Source organism: Agrobacterium tumefaciens, assembly GCF_013337285.1.
GTDB lineage: Bacteria > Pseudomonadota > Alphaproteobacteria > Rhizobiales > Rhizobiaceae > Agrobacterium > Agrobacterium burrii.
This window is the reverse complement of sequence record NZ_SUPW01000003.1, coordinates 404,254-420,388: the sequence shown is the minus strand read 5'-3', so window position 1 is coordinate 420,388 and position 16,135 is coordinate 404,254. Positions and strand designations below refer to the sequence as shown.

Annotated in this window: 14 protein-coding genes; 13 read left to right on the top strand and 1 reads right to left on the bottom strand. The window is 60.4% G+C overall.

What is annotated here, in order from left to right:
* Positions 1 to 6: 6 nt before the first annotated feature.
* The 10 genes from FCH38_RS12060 to FCH38_RS12015 are packed head-to-tail and all read left to right on the top strand — an operon-like array spanning position 7 to position 9,962.
* On the top strand, positions 7 to 852 hold the full coding sequence (locus FCH38_RS12060) for an alpha/beta fold hydrolase (RefSeq protein WP_174373907.1): 846 nt from the start codon (positions 7 to 9) through the stop codon (positions 850 to 852).
* Positions 849 to 1,787: a flavin reductase gene (locus tag FCH38_RS12055; protein ID WP_174373906.1), complete on the top strand. Its 939-nt coding sequence runs from the start codon at positions 849 to 851 to the stop codon at positions 1,785 to 1,787. The genes FCH38_RS12060 and FCH38_RS12055 overlap by 4 nt, the downstream gene beginning before the upstream one ends.
* Positions 1,784 to 2,824, top strand: a complete 1,041-nt coding sequence (locus FCH38_RS12050) for an LLM class flavin-dependent oxidoreductase (protein ID WP_174373905.1) — start codon at positions 1,784 to 1,786, stop codon at positions 2,822 to 2,824. Before FCH38_RS12055 ends, FCH38_RS12050 begins: the two co-directional genes overlap by 4 nt.
* A 3-nt stretch (positions 2,825 to 2,827) precedes the next feature.
* Positions 2,828 to 4,294, top strand: a complete 1,467-nt coding sequence (locus tag FCH38_RS12045; RefSeq protein ID WP_174373904.1) for an aldehyde dehydrogenase — start codon at positions 2,828 to 2,830, stop codon at positions 4,292 to 4,294.
* Positions 4,295 to 4,298: 4 nt separating this feature from the next.
* Complete coding sequence (locus FCH38_RS12040) at positions 4,299 to 4,613, top strand: NIPSNAP family protein (protein WP_149899570.1); 315 nt, start codon at positions 4,299 to 4,301, stop codon at positions 4,611 to 4,613.
* A gap of 57 nt (positions 4,614 to 4,670) precedes the next feature.
* Complete coding sequence (locus tag FCH38_RS12035) at positions 4,671 to 5,681, top strand: polyamine ABC transporter substrate-binding protein (RefSeq protein ID WP_153514378.1); 1,011 nt, start codon at positions 4,671 to 4,673, stop codon at positions 5,679 to 5,681.
* 59 nt (positions 5,682 to 5,740) lie between these two features.
* Positions 5,741 to 6,616, top strand: a complete 876-nt coding sequence (locus FCH38_RS12030; RefSeq protein WP_174373903.1) for an ABC transporter permease — start codon at positions 5,741 to 5,743, stop codon at positions 6,614 to 6,616.
* A 1-nt stretch (position 6,617) separates the two neighbouring features.
* A complete protein-coding gene (locus tag FCH38_RS12025) occupies positions 6,618 to 7,418 on the top strand; it encodes an ABC transporter permease (RefSeq protein ID WP_174373902.1) in 801 nt (266 codons plus the stop codon).
* Positions 7,415 to 8,497, top strand: coding sequence for an ABC transporter ATP-binding protein (locus FCH38_RS12020; protein WP_174373901.1), 1,083 nt, complete (start codon positions 7,415 to 7,417; stop codon positions 8,495 to 8,497). The genes FCH38_RS12025 and FCH38_RS12020 overlap by 4 nt, the downstream gene beginning before the upstream one ends.
* 10 nt (positions 8,498 to 8,507) lie before the next feature.
* A complete protein-coding gene (locus FCH38_RS12015) occupies positions 8,508 to 9,962 on the top strand; it encodes an NAD-dependent succinate-semialdehyde dehydrogenase (RefSeq protein WP_174373900.1) in 1,455 nt (484 codons plus the stop codon).
* 20 nt (positions 9,963 to 9,982) lie between these two features.
* Here FCH38_RS12015 and FCH38_RS12010 read toward each other — a convergent pair whose 3' ends face one another.
* Positions 9,983 to 10,600 (bottom strand): TetR/AcrR family transcriptional regulator, encoded by a 618-nt coding sequence (locus tag FCH38_RS12010; protein ID WP_174373899.1) that lies wholly within the window; start codon positions 10,598 to 10,600, stop codon positions 9,983 to 9,985.
* Between the two features lie 298 nt (positions 10,601 to 10,898).
* Between FCH38_RS12010 and FCH38_RS12005 the strand changes: the two genes are divergently transcribed.
* Genes FCH38_RS12005 through FCH38_RS11995 form a run of 3 tightly spaced genes read left to right on the top strand, consistent with a single transcriptional unit; the run spans position 10,899 to position 16,128 of the window.
* The gene (locus tag FCH38_RS12005; protein ID WP_174373898.1) at positions 10,899 to 11,975 is read left to right on the top strand and encodes an efflux RND transporter periplasmic adaptor subunit; all 1,077 of its coding nucleotides are present in this window, start codon (positions 10,899 to 10,901) and stop codon (positions 11,973 to 11,975) included.
* On the top strand, positions 11,975 to 13,060 hold the full coding sequence (locus tag FCH38_RS12000; protein ID WP_174373897.1) for an efflux RND transporter periplasmic adaptor subunit: 1,086 nt from the start codon (positions 11,975 to 11,977) through the stop codon (positions 13,058 to 13,060). The genes FCH38_RS12005 and FCH38_RS12000 overlap by 1 nt, the downstream gene beginning before the upstream one ends.
* Complete coding sequence (locus FCH38_RS11995) at positions 13,057 to 16,128, top strand: efflux RND transporter permease subunit (RefSeq protein WP_174373896.1); 3,072 nt, start codon at positions 13,057 to 13,059, stop codon at positions 16,126 to 16,128. Before FCH38_RS12000 ends, FCH38_RS11995 begins: the two co-directional genes overlap by 4 nt.
* Positions 16,129 to 16,135 lie beyond the last annotated feature (7 nt).

Below are 16,135 nucleotides of genomic sequence, written 5' to 3'. Positions count from 1 at the left end.
ATGCAAATGCAGGAGGCGGCAACCACATCATCGGTCAATGTTGCAAAGGCAGGTGCTGCCGCGCTCCCTCGCAAGACGACCGAGAGCGGGGCGGCCTATTTCGAGGCCGGTGCCGGTGAGGATCTGATCCTCATCCACGGTGTGGGAATGCGGCTCGAAGCGTGGGAACCGCAGATCGAGGTGTTTTCCAGAACGCACCGCGTCATCGCTGTCGATATGCCGGGGCATGGCGGCAGCGAGCGTCTGCCCGCCGGTAGCACGCTTACGGATTTCGTCGGCTGGTTCGGCCGGTTTCTTGACGATATGCGGATTACGCGCGCCAATGTTGCCGGGCATTCCATGGGTGCGCTGATTTCCGGCGGGGCCGCTGCGACCTTCGGCGATCGCATTGCACGCGTCGGTTATCTGAACGGTGTCTATCGCCGTGATCCGGTGGCGAAGGCTGCGGTTCTTGCCCGCGCGGCATCGATCCGCACCACCGGCGTGGACAAGGAAGGCCCGTTGCTGCGCTGGTTCGGCGACGATCCCAAAAGCCTGCACGCGCGGGAATTGACGCGGGGCTGGCTGGATATGGTCGATCCGGAAGGTTACGCGGTCGCCTATACCGCATTTGCGGGCGGGGACGAGACCTATGCGGATCGCTGGCCCTCGGTCACCTGCCCGGCGCTTTTTCTGACTGGTTCTGATGACCCTAATTCGACGCCGCTGATGGCCGAGCAGATGGCGGCGATCACGCCGCGCGGTTACGCTCGCATCGTCGATGCCCACCGGCACATGGTCAATCTGACCGCACCTGAAACTGTCAATGCATTGATGGCCGAATGGCTGGCTGAAGAGGAGGAGCCGCAATGACTGTTGCAACGCTTGACCCACGCGCTTTGCGCGATGCATTCGGCGCTTTCGTGACGGGCGTCACGATTGTGACCACGCGGGATGATGCGGGACACCCCATCGGCTTCACCGCCAATTCCTTCACGTCCGTCTCGCTCGATCCGTCGCTGCTTTTGATCTGCCTTGCCCGCACCTCGCGCAACTTTGCGACGATGACCGGCGCGAAAAACTTTGCCGTCAATATTTTGTCGGAAAGCCAGAAAGACCTGTCCAACACTTTCGCCCGGCCGGTGGAAGACCGCTTTGCCGCCGCTGTGTGGTCGGATGCGCCGCAGGGTTCGCCGGTCTTTGCCGATGTCGCGGCCTGGTTTGAATGCGCGATGCAGGAGGTTATCCAGGCGGGTGACCATGTCATCCTGCTCGGCCGTATCGGCGCCTTCGAGAATAGCGGCCTGAACGGCCTCGGTTATGCGCGGGGCGGTTATTTCACACCGATGCTGGCCGCCAAGGCGGTGTCGGCAGCGGCTGAGGGTGAAATTGCCGTTGGCGCGGTTCTTGAACGGCGCGGTGAAATCTACCTCGTTGGGGATGATGTGCTGTCGCTGCCCGGCTGCCTCGTTGCAGGCGGCGATCCGGTCGCAGCGCTGACATCGCGGCTGGAAGAATTGACCGGGCTCTCCGTCAAGACGGGCTTTCTCTACTCGGTTTTTGAAAACAAGGCGGATGGACGCCAGCATATCGTCTACCACGCGCTTGCCGATGGTGACGACGCGCCGCGTCAGGGCCGTTTCCTGTCGCCTGCCGCACTGAGTGGCGCAACATTCGATTCCGGCGCGACTGCGGATATCGTCAATCGTTTCGTGCTGGAAAGTTCGATCGGCAATTTCGGCGTTTATGTCGGTAACGAGACCGCCGGCAAGGTCCATCCCATCTCCATGAAGGCGGCAAACCCATGAAATTTTCCCTCTTCGTTCATATGGAACGGCTGGACGCCTCGCAGGATCACAAGACGCTCTATGAGGAGTTCGTGACGCTCTGCGAAATCGCTGACCGTGGCGGCATGCATGCCATCTGGACCGGCGAACATCACGGCATGGATTTCACCATCGCTCCGAACCCCTTCGTGACCATCGCCGATCTGGCGCGACGCACGAAAACGGCGCGTCTTGGTACCGGTACGGTGATCGCGCCTTTCTGGCATCCGATCAAACTTGCCGGCGAAGCGGCGATGACGGACCTCATTTGTGATGGCCGTCTCGATATCGGCATCGCACGCGGCGCCTATTCGTTCGAGTACGAGCGGCTGCTTCCCGGCCTCGATGCCTGGGGTGCGGGCCAGCGGATGCGTGAATTGATCCCTGCCATCAAAGGTGTGTGGGCGGGCGACTATGCCCATGACGGCGAGTTCTTCAAATTTCCGGCCACAACCTCTGCCCCCAAACCGCTACAGCAGCCGTTCCCGCCAATCTGGGTGGCGGCGCGCGATCCGAATTCGCATGAATTTGCCGTTGCCAACGATTGCAATGTGCAGGTGACGCCGCTCTGGCAGGGCGACGACGAGGTGGAAACCCTGATGGGCCGCTTCAACGACGCCTGCGCCAAAAACCCGGAAAAACAGCGGCCGAAAATCATGCTGCTGCGCCACACCTATGTCGGTTCCGATGAAGCCGATATCGCGCAGGCGGCCCATGAGATGAGCGTCTATTACAATTATTTCTTCGCGTGGTTCAAAAACGAAAAGCCGGTTCATCAGGGTCTGATCGAGCGCATTGCACCGGAGGATATTGCCGGGAACGCCATGCTGTCCGGTAATGTCATGCGCAAGAACAATGTCGTCGGTGGTGCCGATGAGGTCATTACCCGGCTCAAAGCCTATGAGGCCATGGGTTATGACGAATATTCTTTCTGGATCGATACCGGCATGAGCTTCGAGCGGAAGAAGGCCTCGCTGGAGCGCTTTCTTTCCGATGTCATGCCGGCTTTCAAGGAGTAAACGATGCGCCGTTTTCAATGCTATATCGACGGACGTTTCGAGAATGGTGAGGCGAGCTTTTCCAGCCTCGACCCGGCAACCGGCGCGCCCTGGGCGGACATGCCTGAAAGCCGCGAGGCGGATGTCAGCTGCGCGGTCGAGGCCGCGCATCGGGCGCTTTACGAGGATGCCGCCTGGTCGAAACTGACGGCGACCCAGCGCGGCAAGCTGCTTTACCGGCTGGCTGATCTGGTTGCCGAAAATGCCAAGACGCTTGCCGAACTTGAAACCCGCGATACCGGCAAGATCATTCGCGAGACGTCGGCACAGATCGCCTATGTCGCGGACTACTACCGTTATTATGCCGGGCTTGCTGACAAGATCGAGGGCGCCTATCTGCCCATCGACAAGCCGGATATGGATGTCTGGCTGCGGCGTGAACCCGTTGGCGTGGTGGCGGCCATCGTGCCGTGGAACAGTCAGCTGTTTCTCGCCGCCGTCAAGATCGGCCCGGCGCTGGCCGCCGGCTGCACCCTCGTCGTCAAGGCGTCGGAAGACGGACCGGCACCGCTGCTGGAATTTGCGCGTCTTGTGCACGAGGCCGGTTTTCCCGCCGGCGTCGTCAATATCGTCACCGGTTTTGGCGCGTCCTGCGGTAATGCGCTCACCACCCATCCGAAGGTGGCCCATATCGCCTTTACCGGCGGCCCGGAAACGGCGCGTCACATCGTTCGCAATTCGGCTGAAAACCTTGCCTCCACCTCGCTGGAACTCGGCGGCAAGTCGCCGATCCTCGTTTTCGCCGATGCTGATCTCGAAAGCGCCGCCAATGCGCAGGTGGCGGGCATTTTTGCCGCGACCGGCCAGAGCTGCGTTGCCGGATCGCGCCTGATTATCGAAAAAAGCGTCAAGGACCGTTTCCTCGAGATTTTGGCGGCGAAGGCTGAGGCAATCCGCATTGGCTCGCCGCTGGATATGGCGACGGAAGTGGGGCCGTTGGCGACGGAGCGCCAGCGCCAGCACATCGTCTCGCTGGTTTCCGCCTCCGTGGATGCCGGTGCGAAAGTGATGACGGGCGGCGCGTCTGTCGATGGCGACGGCTATTTCTATCGGCCGACCATTCTCGATTGCGACGGCATCCGTTCACCCTCCATGGAAAAGGAATTTTTCGGTCCCGTTCTTTCGGTTGTTTCGTTTGAAACCGAGGCGGAAGCCATCGCGCTCGCCAATGACACGGTTTATGGCCTCGCCTCCGGCGTCTTCACGCAGAACCTGACGCGTGCCCACCGGCTGATGAAGGCGATCCGCGCCGGCATCGTCTGGGTAAACACCTATCGCGCCGTCTCGCCGATCGCGCCTTTCGGCGGCTTTGGCCTCTCAGGTGATGGACGCGAAGGCGGGATTGCGGCGGCGCTCGATTATACGCGTACCAAGACCATATGGCTGCGCACCTCCGACGACCCGATCCCCGATCCTTTCGTGATGCGGTGAGCCGATGTTTTACGAGATACGCACCTACAGGCTGAAGAACGGCGCCATCCCGGCCTATCTCAAGGTCGTGGAAGAAGAGGGTATCGAAATCCAGAAAAGCCATCTCGGCGAATTGGTGGGTTACTTCTTTTCCGAGATCGGCCCGATCAACGAAATTGTTCATATCTGGGCTTTTGCGAGCCTTGATGACCGCGAGGAGCGACGCGCGAAGCTGATGGCTGATCCGCGCTGGTTGTCGTTTCTGCCGAAAATCCGCGACCTCATCGAAGTCGCCGAAAACAAGATCATGAAGCCGGCGCGTTTTTCACCGCTCAACTGAAAGCCGCCGGTCGCGACGTGCATGCCAACGACAAGCTCTAAAACGGAGTAAGGGAACATGAGATCGAAACTGGTATTGACGACATGCGCAGCACTTTTCGCCCTCGGTGCAGCTGCACAGGCGAATGATCTGGTTTTTTCCAGCTGGGGAGGAACCACGCAGGACGCCCAGAAGGCGGCCTGGGCCGAAAAATTCATGGTGTCGAGCGGCATCAACGTGCTTCAGGACGGCCCGACCGACTATGGCAAGCTGAAGGCCATGGTCGAGGCAAACGGCGTGACATGGGATGTGGTCGATGTCGAAGGCGACTATGCCGCGCAGGCCGGGCCGACGGGCCTGCTGGAGAAGCTCGATTTCGCCGTCATCGACAAGACGAAGCTCGATCCGCGTTTCGTGACGGATTATTCCGTCGGCAGCTTCTATTATTCCTTCGTCATCGGCTGCAATGTCGACGCCGTGGCCGCCTGCCCGAAAAGCTGGGCTGATCTGTTCGATACGGCTAAATTTCCCGGCAAGCGCACCTTCTACAAGTGGTCCGCACCGGGCGTGATAGAAGCTGCGCTTCTGGCCGACGGTGTGGCCGCCGAAAAGCTTTATCCGCTTGATCTCGACCGCGCTTTCAAGAAGCTGGATACCATCAAATTCGATATCATCTGGTGGTCTGGTGGGGCGCAGTCGCAGCAGCTGATCGCATCGGCGGAAGCGCCCTTCGGCAGCGTCTGGAACGGCCGCATGACGGCGCTCGAGAAGAGCGGCGTGAAGGTGGAGACCTCCTGGGAACAGAACATCACCGCAGCGGATTCCCTCGTCGTGCCCAAGGGAACGAAGAACAAGGATGCGGCGATGAAGTTCATCGCACTCGCCACCTCCGCGCAGGCGCAGGCGGATATGGCGACCGCGACGGGCTACGCTCCTGTTAACATCGAATCCGCCAAGCTGATGGATCCGGAAACGGCGAAAACCCTGCCGGACCAGCAGACCGCAAGCCAGGTCGATGCCGATATGGGCTACTGGGCGCAGCACCGCGATGAAATCGGCGAGCGTTGGTACGCCTGGCAGGCGAAATAAGATAACGGCGCGGGCAGCGAAACGCCCGCGCGATTTTCCACGTCCGGGGAGGTTTGGACATGGTCTCGCTAACCGATGAAACAGTCAGCACGAAGGCGACGGCGCGAATGCCCGTCCGGCCCGGCAATTTTGCCGCCACCCTGCCGGCGCTGGTTCTGCTTGTCCTGTTCTTTGTCGTTCCGGTTCTGATCCTGCTGTCGCGCAGCGTCACCGAACCCGTCTTCGGCTTTGGCAACTATGCGGCACTGCTGGGCAGCTCCACCTATCTGAAGATTTTCTTCAACACCTTCGCGGTGTCAGCACTGGTCACGCTTGTGTCACTGGTGATCGGTTTTCCGGTTGCCTGGGCGCTTGCCATCATGCCGACGCGGCTTGCCTCCATCGTTTTCGCGATATTGCTTCTGTCGATGTGGACCAACCTTCTGGCGCGCACCTATGCATGGATGGTGCTGTTGCAGCGCACGGGCGTCGTCAACAAGACGCTGATGGGTTTGGGTATCATCGATCAGCCGCTGGCGCTGGTCAACAATCTTACCGGCGTGACGATCGGCATGACCTATATCATGCTGCCTTTCATCATCATCCCGCTCTATGGCGTCATCCGCAAGATCGATCCCGCCATTCTCCAGGCGGCGTCGCTGTGCGGCGCAACCAGCTGGCAGGCGCTGACCCGTGTGCTCATTCCACTCGCCGCACCCGGCATGATCTCCGGCGCGCTGATGGTCTTCGTCATGTCGCTCGGTTATTTCGTCACCCCGGCGCTGCTCGGCGGCACGGCGAACATGATGCTGGCCGAACTCATCGCGCAATTCGTGCAGTCGCTCGTCAACTGGGGCATGGGCGGGGCCGCCGCACTGGTGCTGCTGGTGGTGACACTCACTTTTTACGCCGTGCAGCTGAAATTCTTCGGCGCGGCCGGGGCAGGGGGGCGCTGACATGCTCTTGAATTATAACAGCCTCGGCCTCTGGAAATGGCTGCTGCTTCTCATCACCGTGCTGACCTCGGCATTTCTGATCCTCCCGATCGTCTTCATCGCCGCGCTGTCCTTCGACTCGTCGCAATGGCTGATTTTTCCGCCGCCCGGCTGGACACTGAAATGGTACGCGGATTTCTTTGCCGATCCACGCTGGCTGGATGCCGCCTGGACGAGCCTGCGCATCGCTCTCATGGTCACGGTGCTTTCCGTGCTCATCGGTCTTGTCGCCTCCTTCGGGCTGGTGCGCGGCCGTTTCATCGGGCGCAGCACGCTGCGGGCGCTGTTCATGACACCGATGATCCTGCCGGTCGTCGTGCTTGCCGTGGCGCTCTACGCCTTTTTCCTGAAACTCGGCCTTGCGGGCACCACCACCGGCTTCGTCATCGCCCATCTCGTCGTGGCGCTGCCCTTTTCCATTCTGGCGCTGACCGGTGCGCTCGAAGGTTTCGACAAGTCGATAGAGGATGCGGCAGTGCTGTGCGGCGCAAGCCCGTTACAGGCGAAAATCCGCATCACGTTGCCCGCCATCAGCCACGGCCTGTTTTCGGCGGCGATCTTCTCCTTCCTCACCTCCTGGGATGAGGTGGTGCTGGCGATCTTCATGGCAAGCCCCACATTGCAGACGCTGCCGGTGAAAATCTGGGCGACGCTGCGTCAGGATCTGACGCCTGTCATCGCTGCCGCCTCAACGCTTCTCATCGCGGTGACCATCATTCTCATGCTGCTTGTCGCGGCTGTGCGAAAAGGACTGAAAACATGACCAAACCGCTCCTGCAAATTCGCGGTATCGCTAAGCAATACGGGCCGGTCGTCGCCGTTCAGGACGTCAATCTCGAGGTGCAGCCGGGCGAGTTCATGACGTTTCTCGGACCGTCCGGTTCGGGCAAGAGCACAACGCTTTATATTCTCGCCGGCTTCGAGCAGCCGACGGCGGGCGACATCCTGCTGAATGGTGAAAGCCTGCTGTCGACGCCGTCGCACAAACGCAATATCGGCATGGTCTTCCAGCGTTATACCCTGTTTCCGCATCTGTCGGTCGGTGAGAACATCGCCTTTCCGCTGAAGGTCCGCCGCAAGAGCAAGGCGGAGATCGATGCCAAGGTGAAGGAGATGCTGCGGCTCGTTCGTCTCGAAGGTTTCGAGGACCGGAAGCCCGCGCAGATGTCCGGCGGTCAGCAGCAGCGCGTGGCGCTGGCGCGCGCCCTTGCCTATGATCCGCCGGTTCTTCTGATGGATGAGCCGCTCTCGGCGCTCGACAAGAAGCTGCGCGAGGAAATCCAGTTCGAAATCCGCCGTATTCACCAGCAGACGGAAGTGACGATCCTCTACGTCACCCACGATCAGGAAGAGGCGTTGCGCCTTTCCGACCGGATCGCCGTGTTCTCGAAAGGGGTGATCGACCAGATCGGCACGGGGCCGGAGCTTTATGCTCACCCCACCACCCGTTTCGTGGCCGAATTCATCGGCGACAGCGATTTTATCGCCTGCGATCTGCTCTCGTCATCGGGTGGAAAGGCGACGGTTTCGCTCGGCCGGGATATCGTCTTCGATCATATTCCGGTGCATGGCGAAGCCGCGCCCGGAACGAAGGCGGCGCTGATGCTGCGTCCGGAACGTCTGCAGCTCAGCCGGAGCAAGCTGGCTTCCGCCGCCGGTTTTCAGGCCACGGTCAGCGACATCACCTTCCTTGGCAACAACGTCCATGTTGTTGCCTATACCGGTTCAGGTGAACCGCTTGCCGTGCGGCTGCCCTTCGGCCACGACGCGATTTCCGGACTGAGCCGTGGCGATCTCGTGCATCTTGCCTTCGACCCGGCGTCGGCGCAGGTTTTCTGTTGAGGGATTGGCCATGCATCTGAGTGATCCAACACTCCTCAATGAAAAAGTGCCCGTGGCAGGCCGATGGATCGGCTGCGATGGTCGTGAAACGGCGAGGATCCGCAACCCCGCAACAGGGGAGATCGTCGGACAGGTTCCCGAACTCGGCGCAGCGGAAACGCAGGACGCAATCGCTGCCGCCGTGATTGCCCAGAAGGCATGGGCGCGCCGCACCGCCGGTGAGCGTGCGGCTATCCTGAAGGCGTGGCACCGGCTCGTCATGGAAAACCGCGACGATCTCGGTATGATCCTGACGCTGGAACAGGGAAAGCCGCTTACTGAGGCCAAAGGTGAAATTGCCTACGGCGCAAGTTTCATCGAATGGTTCGCCGAAGAGGCACGCCGCATCAATGGCGAGACGGTGCCCGGCCATCAGCCGGACAAGCGCATTCTGGTTCTGCGCCAGCCGGTCGGCGTGGTTGCGGCCATCACGCCGTGGAATTTTCCCAATGCCATGATTACCCGTAAAGTCGGCCCGGCGCTGGCCGCCGGCTGCGCGGTGGTGTTGAAACCTGCGCCGCAGACGCCGTTTTCGGCCATAGCACTTGCCATTCTCGCCGAGCGCGCAGGCCTGCCGCTCGAACTTTTCAGCATCGTGACCGGTCCCGCTGCTGAAATAGGCGGGGTGCTGACGGCGAGCCCCGATATCCGTCTTCTGACCTTCACCGGCTCGACCCGCACGGGTGAACATCTCTATCGGCAATGCGCGCCGACCATCAAGAAACTGGGGCTGGAGCTTGGCGGCAATGCTCCCTTCATCGTTTTCGACGATGCCGATCTCGATGCCGCCGTGGAAGGCGCGCTCCTCGCCAAATTCCGCAATAATGGCCAGACCTGCGTCTGCGCCAACCGTCTTTATGTACAACGTGGCGTGTATGACTCCTTCGCTGAAAAATTCGCACGCGCCGTCTCACAGTTGAAGGTCGGCAACGGGCTGGAGGAGGGAAGCATTCTCGGTCCTCTCATCGATGGCAACGCCGTTGCCAAGGTGGAAGCCCATATTACCGATGCGCTTTCGAAAGGCGCCGACATTGCAGCGGGCGGCAAAAGACACGCGCTGGGCGGCAATTTTTTCGAGCCGACGATCCTGCGCAATGTCGATGCCGGTATGCAGGTGGCGCGTGAGGAAACCTTCGGGCCGCTCGCCCCGCTTTTCCGTTTCGAGGATGAAGCGGATGTGATCGCGCAGGCCAACAATACCGATTTCGGCCTTGCATCCTATTTTTATGCCCGTGATCTTTCCCGCGTGTTCCGGGTTGCCGAGGCGCTTGAATATGGCATGGTCGGCGTCAATACGGGGGCGATTTCCACTGCTGAAGCGCCGTTCGGCGGCGTCAAGATGTCGGGCCTCGGGCGGGAGGGGTCACGCCATGGGATCGAGGAATATACTGAACTCAAATATGTCTGCATTGGCGGCGTCGGTTGAGAGAGGGGTTTTGAAAATGCTCATGGAGTCAGCAATCCGCGCATGATCAGGTCGAGATGGACCTTCAGCACGGCCTGCTTGTCCAGGATGCGTCGGTCGTCGAAAATCAGCCGGAAAACCAATGTCCCGACCATGGGTGACATCACCACCTTGGCAAGTTCGGGAGGATTGGCCCTGAACCTTTTTTTCGCCACGCCCTCTTCGAGGATCGCATCGATGCGTGCAAAGACCGGGACCATCATCGTGTCATGGTGCTGGTCGATGAGTTCGGGGAATTTTGCGCCTTCGGCGACGATCAGACGAAAGAGTTCCCGCATTTTTCGGTTGTCGACGAGTGCGTCGAACAGGAATTCGAGCAGCAGGCGAAGCTCCTCGACGGGATCGTCTGACTTATGCGCATAGGCCCGGAACACCTCCCGGAACGGCGTGGAGGCGTGCTTCACCATAGCCTCGAAAAGGGCCTCCTTGGTTTCGAAATAGACATAGACCGTCCCTTTCGTCACCCCCACCCGGTCGGCAATGTCTTCTACCCGCGTTGCCGTAAATCCCCTTTTGGTGAATTCCTCAAATGCGGCATCGAGAATTTGCAACGGACGTTGTATCTTCTGTTCTGCACGTGTCAGTTTTGTTTTCGTCATGACCCCGGCTCCTCAGGTATTTTCGGCGCGTGCCCTTCTATCCGTCGTGAGCGGCGGACGTCATTGATGGCCTGCCTATCGCACCGGCACAAAAACCGGAATCGATTTTTGCAGGTGGTGCGTGGTTCATTCTTCAGCCTATTCCCGGTGTCTCCCAAGAACGCCCCGGGCACATCTTCGATAATCCTCCGGGAGCTCGGCGTTAAGCCCGAACGGTTCCGGATCGGCGGCATAAGAATTTCATTGACTATTCAGTCAGTCAAATATTATAGGATGGGGCGAAGATCAAGAGGTCACCATGAAAACCATTCTTATCGCGCTGGCGGTCGGCGGTGTTTTTGCCCTGTCGTCCTGCAGCAATGAAGAGCCGCCGGCCGAAAAGCCGCTGCGGAACGTCGATGTGGTCACGGCGGTGAAAAAGCCGGTAGAGCGTGGCAGCGTCATCACCGGCGAAGTGAGGGCAAGGGTTCAGACGGACCTGTCCTTCCGGGTCAGTGGCAAGATCACCGAGCGGCTGGTGGATGTGGGTGCGCGGGTGACGAAGGGGCAATTGCTCGCCCGCATCGATCCCGAAGAGCAGAAGGCCGACATCGATGTCGCGCTCGCCAACCTGCAATCGGCCGAAGCGCAGCAAACGCAGGCGCAACTGACGTTCGACCGCCAGCAGAGCCTGTTCAAGACACAGGTGACCTCGCGCTCGGCGGTCGACAAGGCCCAGGAAACCCTGCTCACCACGCAGGGCGCGGTGAGATCGGCGCAGGCGCAGCTCGATACGGCCCGCGATGCGCTTTCCTATACCGAACTCAGGGCCGATGCGGATGGTGTGATCACGGCGCGTAATGTCGAGGTCGGCCAGGTGGCGCAGGCTGCGCAGCTTGTTTTCACGCTGGCGCATGACGGGCCGCGCGATGCGGTTTTCGATGTCTACGAATCGCTGTTCCTCGAGCGTGATATCGACAATCTCGTCAATGTCAGCCTCCTGTCGGATCCGTCCCGTACGGTTGCGGCGCCGGTGCGGGAGATTTCCCCGACGATCGATCCGGACAATGGGACGATCAGGGTCAAGGTTGGCCTCAACGGCGATTTGACCATGCCGCTCGGTGCACCCGTATCCGGCCATTTCCGCTTCAAACAGGTCGATGCCATCGAGCTTCCATGGTCGGCGATGACATCGCAGAACGGTCTTCCTGCCGTCTGGATTGTCGATCCGCAATCTTCGGAAATCGCCATGCGCCAGATCGAGGTCGCCGACTACGAGACCGGCCAATTTGTCGTCGCGGACGGGCTCAACCCCGGCGATATCGTCGTCACGGTCGGGACAAAATTTCTGCGGGCCGGTGAAAAGGTCGCCTATGAAAAGGGACAGGCACAATAATGTTCAGGATAAACAGAAGCTTGGTTTTGCTCATTGCGGCAATCGCGGTCTCGTCCTGCCAGGAAAAGCAGGAAGCCGCCGCGGAGGCACCGCGTACGGTACTCTCCGTTGTGGTGGAAGAGAAGTCGCCCGATGCGCTGCGGCTCACCGGCACGGTGGAATCGCGCATCCAGACCGATCTCGGTTTTCGCGTTCTCGGCCGGATCATCGCCCGCAATGTCGATGTGGCCGATCTGGTCAAGAAAGGTGATGTGGTTGCTTCGATCGATCCGCTGGCACTCGAACTGTCGGTGAAGAGCGCGCAGTCCGATCTTTCCAATGCGGAAGCGCAACTCGCCAATGCGGTGACGACCGAACAACGCCAGCGCGTGCTGGCCGAGGCCCGCAGCGGTACTGAAGCCGCGCTGGAAGAGGCCGAACAGGCCACGCGCACCGCCAATGCCGCCGTTGCCAAGGCGCGGGCAAATCTGGACAAGGCCGAAGAGCAGCTTGGCTATGCGCAATTGCGTGCAGAATTTGACGGCGTGGTAACCGCCACATCGGGCGAAATCGGCCAGGTCGTTTCGGCCGGTCAGACGGTCGTGACCATCGCCCGCCCGGAAGTGCGCGATGTGGTGGTGGATGTTCCGCAATTTGCGGCGCAGCGGCTGGAAATCGGCTCGACCTTCGAGATCGCCCTGCAGCTCGATCCGAAAATACACACCACCGGCGTGGTGCGCGAAATCGCTCCTGAGGCCGAAACAGCGACGCGCACGCGTCGCACGAAGATCAGCCTGCAGGATGCGCCCGCGGCCTTCCGGCTGGGCTCCGTCGTCACGGCCTCGGTGCTTGCCGCATCCGAACCGCAGATTGCGCTTCCCGCATCAGCCTTGCTGAAAACCGATAATGGATGGGGCGTCTGGATCGTCAACGCCGATACGGCAACGGTGACGCTGCGTCTGGTTACGATAGCGGGCGAGCCGGTTGACGGCGGCAGCGTGCGCATTACCGGCGGCGTCAAACCCGGCGAGCGAGTTGCCAGTGCCGGCGTTCACAAGCTTAAGGATGGGCAAGCCATCAGGATCGATCAGGAGGTCCGTCAGTGAAGAAATTCAATCTTTCCGACTGGGCGCTCGAACACCGTTCGCTCGTCTGGTACTTCATGCTGGTGTTCGTTCTTGCCGGCGTTTTCTCCTATCTCAACCTCGGCCGTGAGGAAGATCCGAACTTCACCATCAAGACGATGGTAATCAGTGCGCAATGGCCCGGCGCTTCGGCCGAGGACGTGGCCCGGCAGGTGACCGACAGGATCGAGAAGAAACTCGAGGAACTCGACAATCTCGACCATCTGCGCAGCCAGACGGTGGCCGGCCGCACGACGATCTTCGTGGAGCTGGTGCCGGAAACCAAGGCCAGGAACGTTGAACCGACATGGGTGCGGGTGCGCAACATGATCGGTGATATCAAGGGCGAGTTCCCCTCGGGCGTCGTCGGTCCGTTCTTCAACGACCGCTTCGGCGATGTCTATGGCAATATCTACGCCTTCACCAGCGATGGCCTCAGCCAGCGGCAATTACGCGATCTGGTGGAGGATGCCCGCGCAAAAGTTCTGACCGTCGACAATATCGGCAAGGTGGATGTTATCGGCGCGCAGGACGAGGCGATCTATCTGGAATTTTCCACACGGCAGATCGCGGCGCTCGGCATCGATCAGCAGTCGATCATCAAGACGCTGCAATCCCAGAACGCCGTTACCCAGTCCGGTTTCGTCAATGCCGGCCCTGAGCGTGTGGCGCTGCGCGTCAGCGGTCAGTTCACCTCGGAAGACAGCCTGCGGTCCATCAACCTGCGCGTCAACAACCGGTTCTTTCCGCTGACGGAAGTGGCGACGATCCGGCGCGGTTATGTCGATCCGCCATCCTCGCTGTTCCGCTTTAACGGCCAACCGGCCATCGGTCTTGCCATAGGCATGAAAACCGGTGCGAACCTCGTGCATTTCGGCGAGGCGCTGGATGCGCAGATGAAGCGCATCGTCGCGGATTTGCCTGTTGGCGTCGATCTGCATCGGGTATCCGATCAGCCCGCCGTGGTTGATGAGGCGGTATCGGGCTTTACTTCGGCGCTCTTCGAAGCGATCGCCATCGTTCTCGTCATCAGCTTCATCAGCCTTGGCCTCAGGGCCGGCATGGTGGTTGCGGTTTCCATCCCGCTCGTGCTGGCAATCACCTTTGTTTATATGGAATATACCGGCATTTCGCTGCAGCGCATCTCTCTCGGAGCCCTCATCATTGCGCTCGGGCTTCTCGTCGATGATGCGATGATTGCCGTCGAGATGATGGTCGCGCGTCTTGAACTCGGAGACGATCTCAGAAAGGCGGCGACTTATGTTTATACCTCGACCGCCTTCCCGATGCTGACGGGCACGCTGGTCACCGTCGCCGGCTTCATTCCCGTCGGCCTCAACAACAGCGCGGCGGGTGAATTCACATTTACCCTCTTCGTGGTGATCGCCGTCTCATTGGTGGTGTCGTGGATCGTCGCGGTCCTGTTCACGCCGCTGCTCGGCGTGACGATATTGCCGAAGACGATGAAATCGCATCACGAGAAGAAGGGGCGTTTTGCGTCCGCCTTCTCGTGGCTTCTCGGCCGGGCTTTGCGCTGGCGCTGGGTCACGATCATCCTCACCATCGCGCTGTTCGGTCTTTCCGTTGGCGGCATGAGCCTCGTGCAGCAGCAGTTCTTCCCGTCATCCGACCGCGTGGAGCTTATCGTTGACTGGAACCTGCCGCAGAACAGCTCGATTGCCGAAACCAACCGGCAGATGGCGCAGTTCGAGCAGGAGGCGCTGGCGAAGAACCCGGACATCGACCACTGGACAACCTATGTCGGTGAAGGCGCACCGCGTTTCATCCTCTCCTTCGACGTGCAGACGCCTGATGTCACCTTCGGCCAGACGGTTATCGTTACCAAGGGGCTGGATGTGCGCGACAAGGTGCGCGCCGAGTTGCAGGATTACCTGAACCGGACCTTCACCGGCACCGACGCCTTCGTGAAGTTGCTCGATATTGGCCCGCCGGTCGGGAAACCAGTGCAATATCGCCTGAGCGGTCCTGATATCCAGAAGGTTCGTGAGCTTGGACAACAATTGTCGGGCATCGTCGGCGAACACCAGCTGCTGTCCAACATGGTCATGGACTGGAACGAGCCGACCCGTGTGGTCAAGGTCGACGTTCTGCAGGACAAGGCCCGCCAGCTTGGTGTTTCGTCCGAAGACATTGCCAATGCCATGAACAGCATTGTCGAAGGGTCTACGGTCACGCAGGTCAGGGACGACATCTATCTCGTCAATGTGGTAGCGCGGGCGCAGATGTCGGAGCGCGGCTCCATCGAAACATTGCAGAACCTGCAATTGCCGGCGACCAACGGCAAGGCCGTGCCGCTGTCGGCTATCGCCAACTTCCGCTACGAACTGGAACAGCCGACCATCTGGCGTCGTGACAGGATCCCGACGATCACGGTCAAGGCCGCCATTATCGGTCCGACGCAGCCCGCAACGATCGTGGAGCAGCTGAAGCCGAAGATCGAGGCGTTCCAGAAAACGCTTCCCGTCGGCTACAAGCTGGAAACGGGTGGTTCGGTGGAATCCAGCGCGGATTCGCAAGCGCCGATCGTTGCCGTGGTGCCGCTGATGCTGTTTGCGATGGCGACCATCCTGATGCTGCAGCTGCAAAGCTTCAGCAGGCTGTTCCTGGTCTTCGCCGTGGCGCCGACCGCATTGATCGGCGTGGTGGTGGCGCTGCTTCTCTCCAATGCGCCGATGGGCTTCGTCGCCATTCTCGGCGTGCTGGCCCTGATCGGCATCCTGATCCGCAACTCGGTCATCCTCGTCGTGCAGATCGAGCATCTGAGAAGCGAGGGCGTCTCGGCTTGGCGCGCGGTGGTCGAGGCGACAGAGCACCGCATGCGGCCGATCATGCTGACGGCGGCGGCGGCCACACTTGCCCTCATCCCCATTTCGCGGGAGATTTTCTGGGGGCCGATGGCCTATGCGATGATGGGCGGTATCGTGGTCGGCACGGCACTGACGCTGCTTTTCCTGCCGGCGCTTTATGTCGCGTGGTTCCGCATTCCGCGTGAGGATGACGAGCCGGAGGCACAGGAAGTGAAGGCATGATATTGGA

Excerpts from the sequence above, each read along its gene's own strand:
- FCH38_RS12060 (WP_174373907.1), top strand. The coding sequence starts at position 7 with ATGCAGGAGGCGGCAACCACATCATCGGTCAATGTTGCAAAGGCAGGT.
- FCH38_RS12055 (WP_174373906.1), top strand. The coding sequence starts at position 849 with ATGACTGTTGCAACGCTTGACCCACGCGCTTTGCGCGATGCATTCGGC.
- FCH38_RS12050 (WP_174373905.1), top strand. The coding sequence starts at position 1,784 with ATGAAATTTTCCCTCTTCGTTCATATGGAACGGCTGGACGCCTCGCAG.
- FCH38_RS12045 (WP_174373904.1), top strand. The coding sequence starts at position 2,828 with ATGCGCCGTTTTCAATGCTATATCGACGGACGTTTCGAGAATGGTGAG.
- FCH38_RS12040 (WP_149899570.1), top strand. The coding sequence starts at position 4,299 with ATGTTTTACGAGATACGCACCTACAGGCTGAAGAACGGCGCCATCCCG.
- FCH38_RS12035 (WP_153514378.1), top strand. The coding sequence starts at position 4,671 with ATGAGATCGAAACTGGTATTGACGACATGCGCAGCACTTTTCGCCCTC.
- FCH38_RS12030 (WP_174373903.1), top strand. The coding sequence starts at position 5,741 with ATGGTCTCGCTAACCGATGAAACAGTCAGCACGAAGGCGACGGCGCGA.
- FCH38_RS12025 (WP_174373902.1), top strand. The coding sequence starts at position 6,618 with ATGCTCTTGAATTATAACAGCCTCGGCCTCTGGAAATGGCTGCTGCTT.
- FCH38_RS12020 (WP_174373901.1), top strand. The coding sequence starts at position 7,415 with ATGACCAAACCGCTCCTGCAAATTCGCGGTATCGCTAAGCAATACGGG.
- FCH38_RS12015 (WP_174373900.1), top strand. The coding sequence starts at position 8,508 with ATGCATCTGAGTGATCCAACACTCCTCAATGAAAAAGTGCCCGTGGCA.
- FCH38_RS12010 (WP_174373899.1), bottom strand. The coding sequence starts at position 10,600 with ATGACGAAAACAAAACTGACACGTGCAGAACAGAAGATACAACGTCCG.
- FCH38_RS12005 (WP_174373898.1), top strand. The coding sequence starts at position 10,899 with ATGAAAACCATTCTTATCGCGCTGGCGGTCGGCGGTGTTTTTGCCCTG.
- FCH38_RS12000 (WP_174373897.1), top strand. The coding sequence starts at position 11,975 with ATGTTCAGGATAAACAGAAGCTTGGTTTTGCTCATTGCGGCAATCGCG.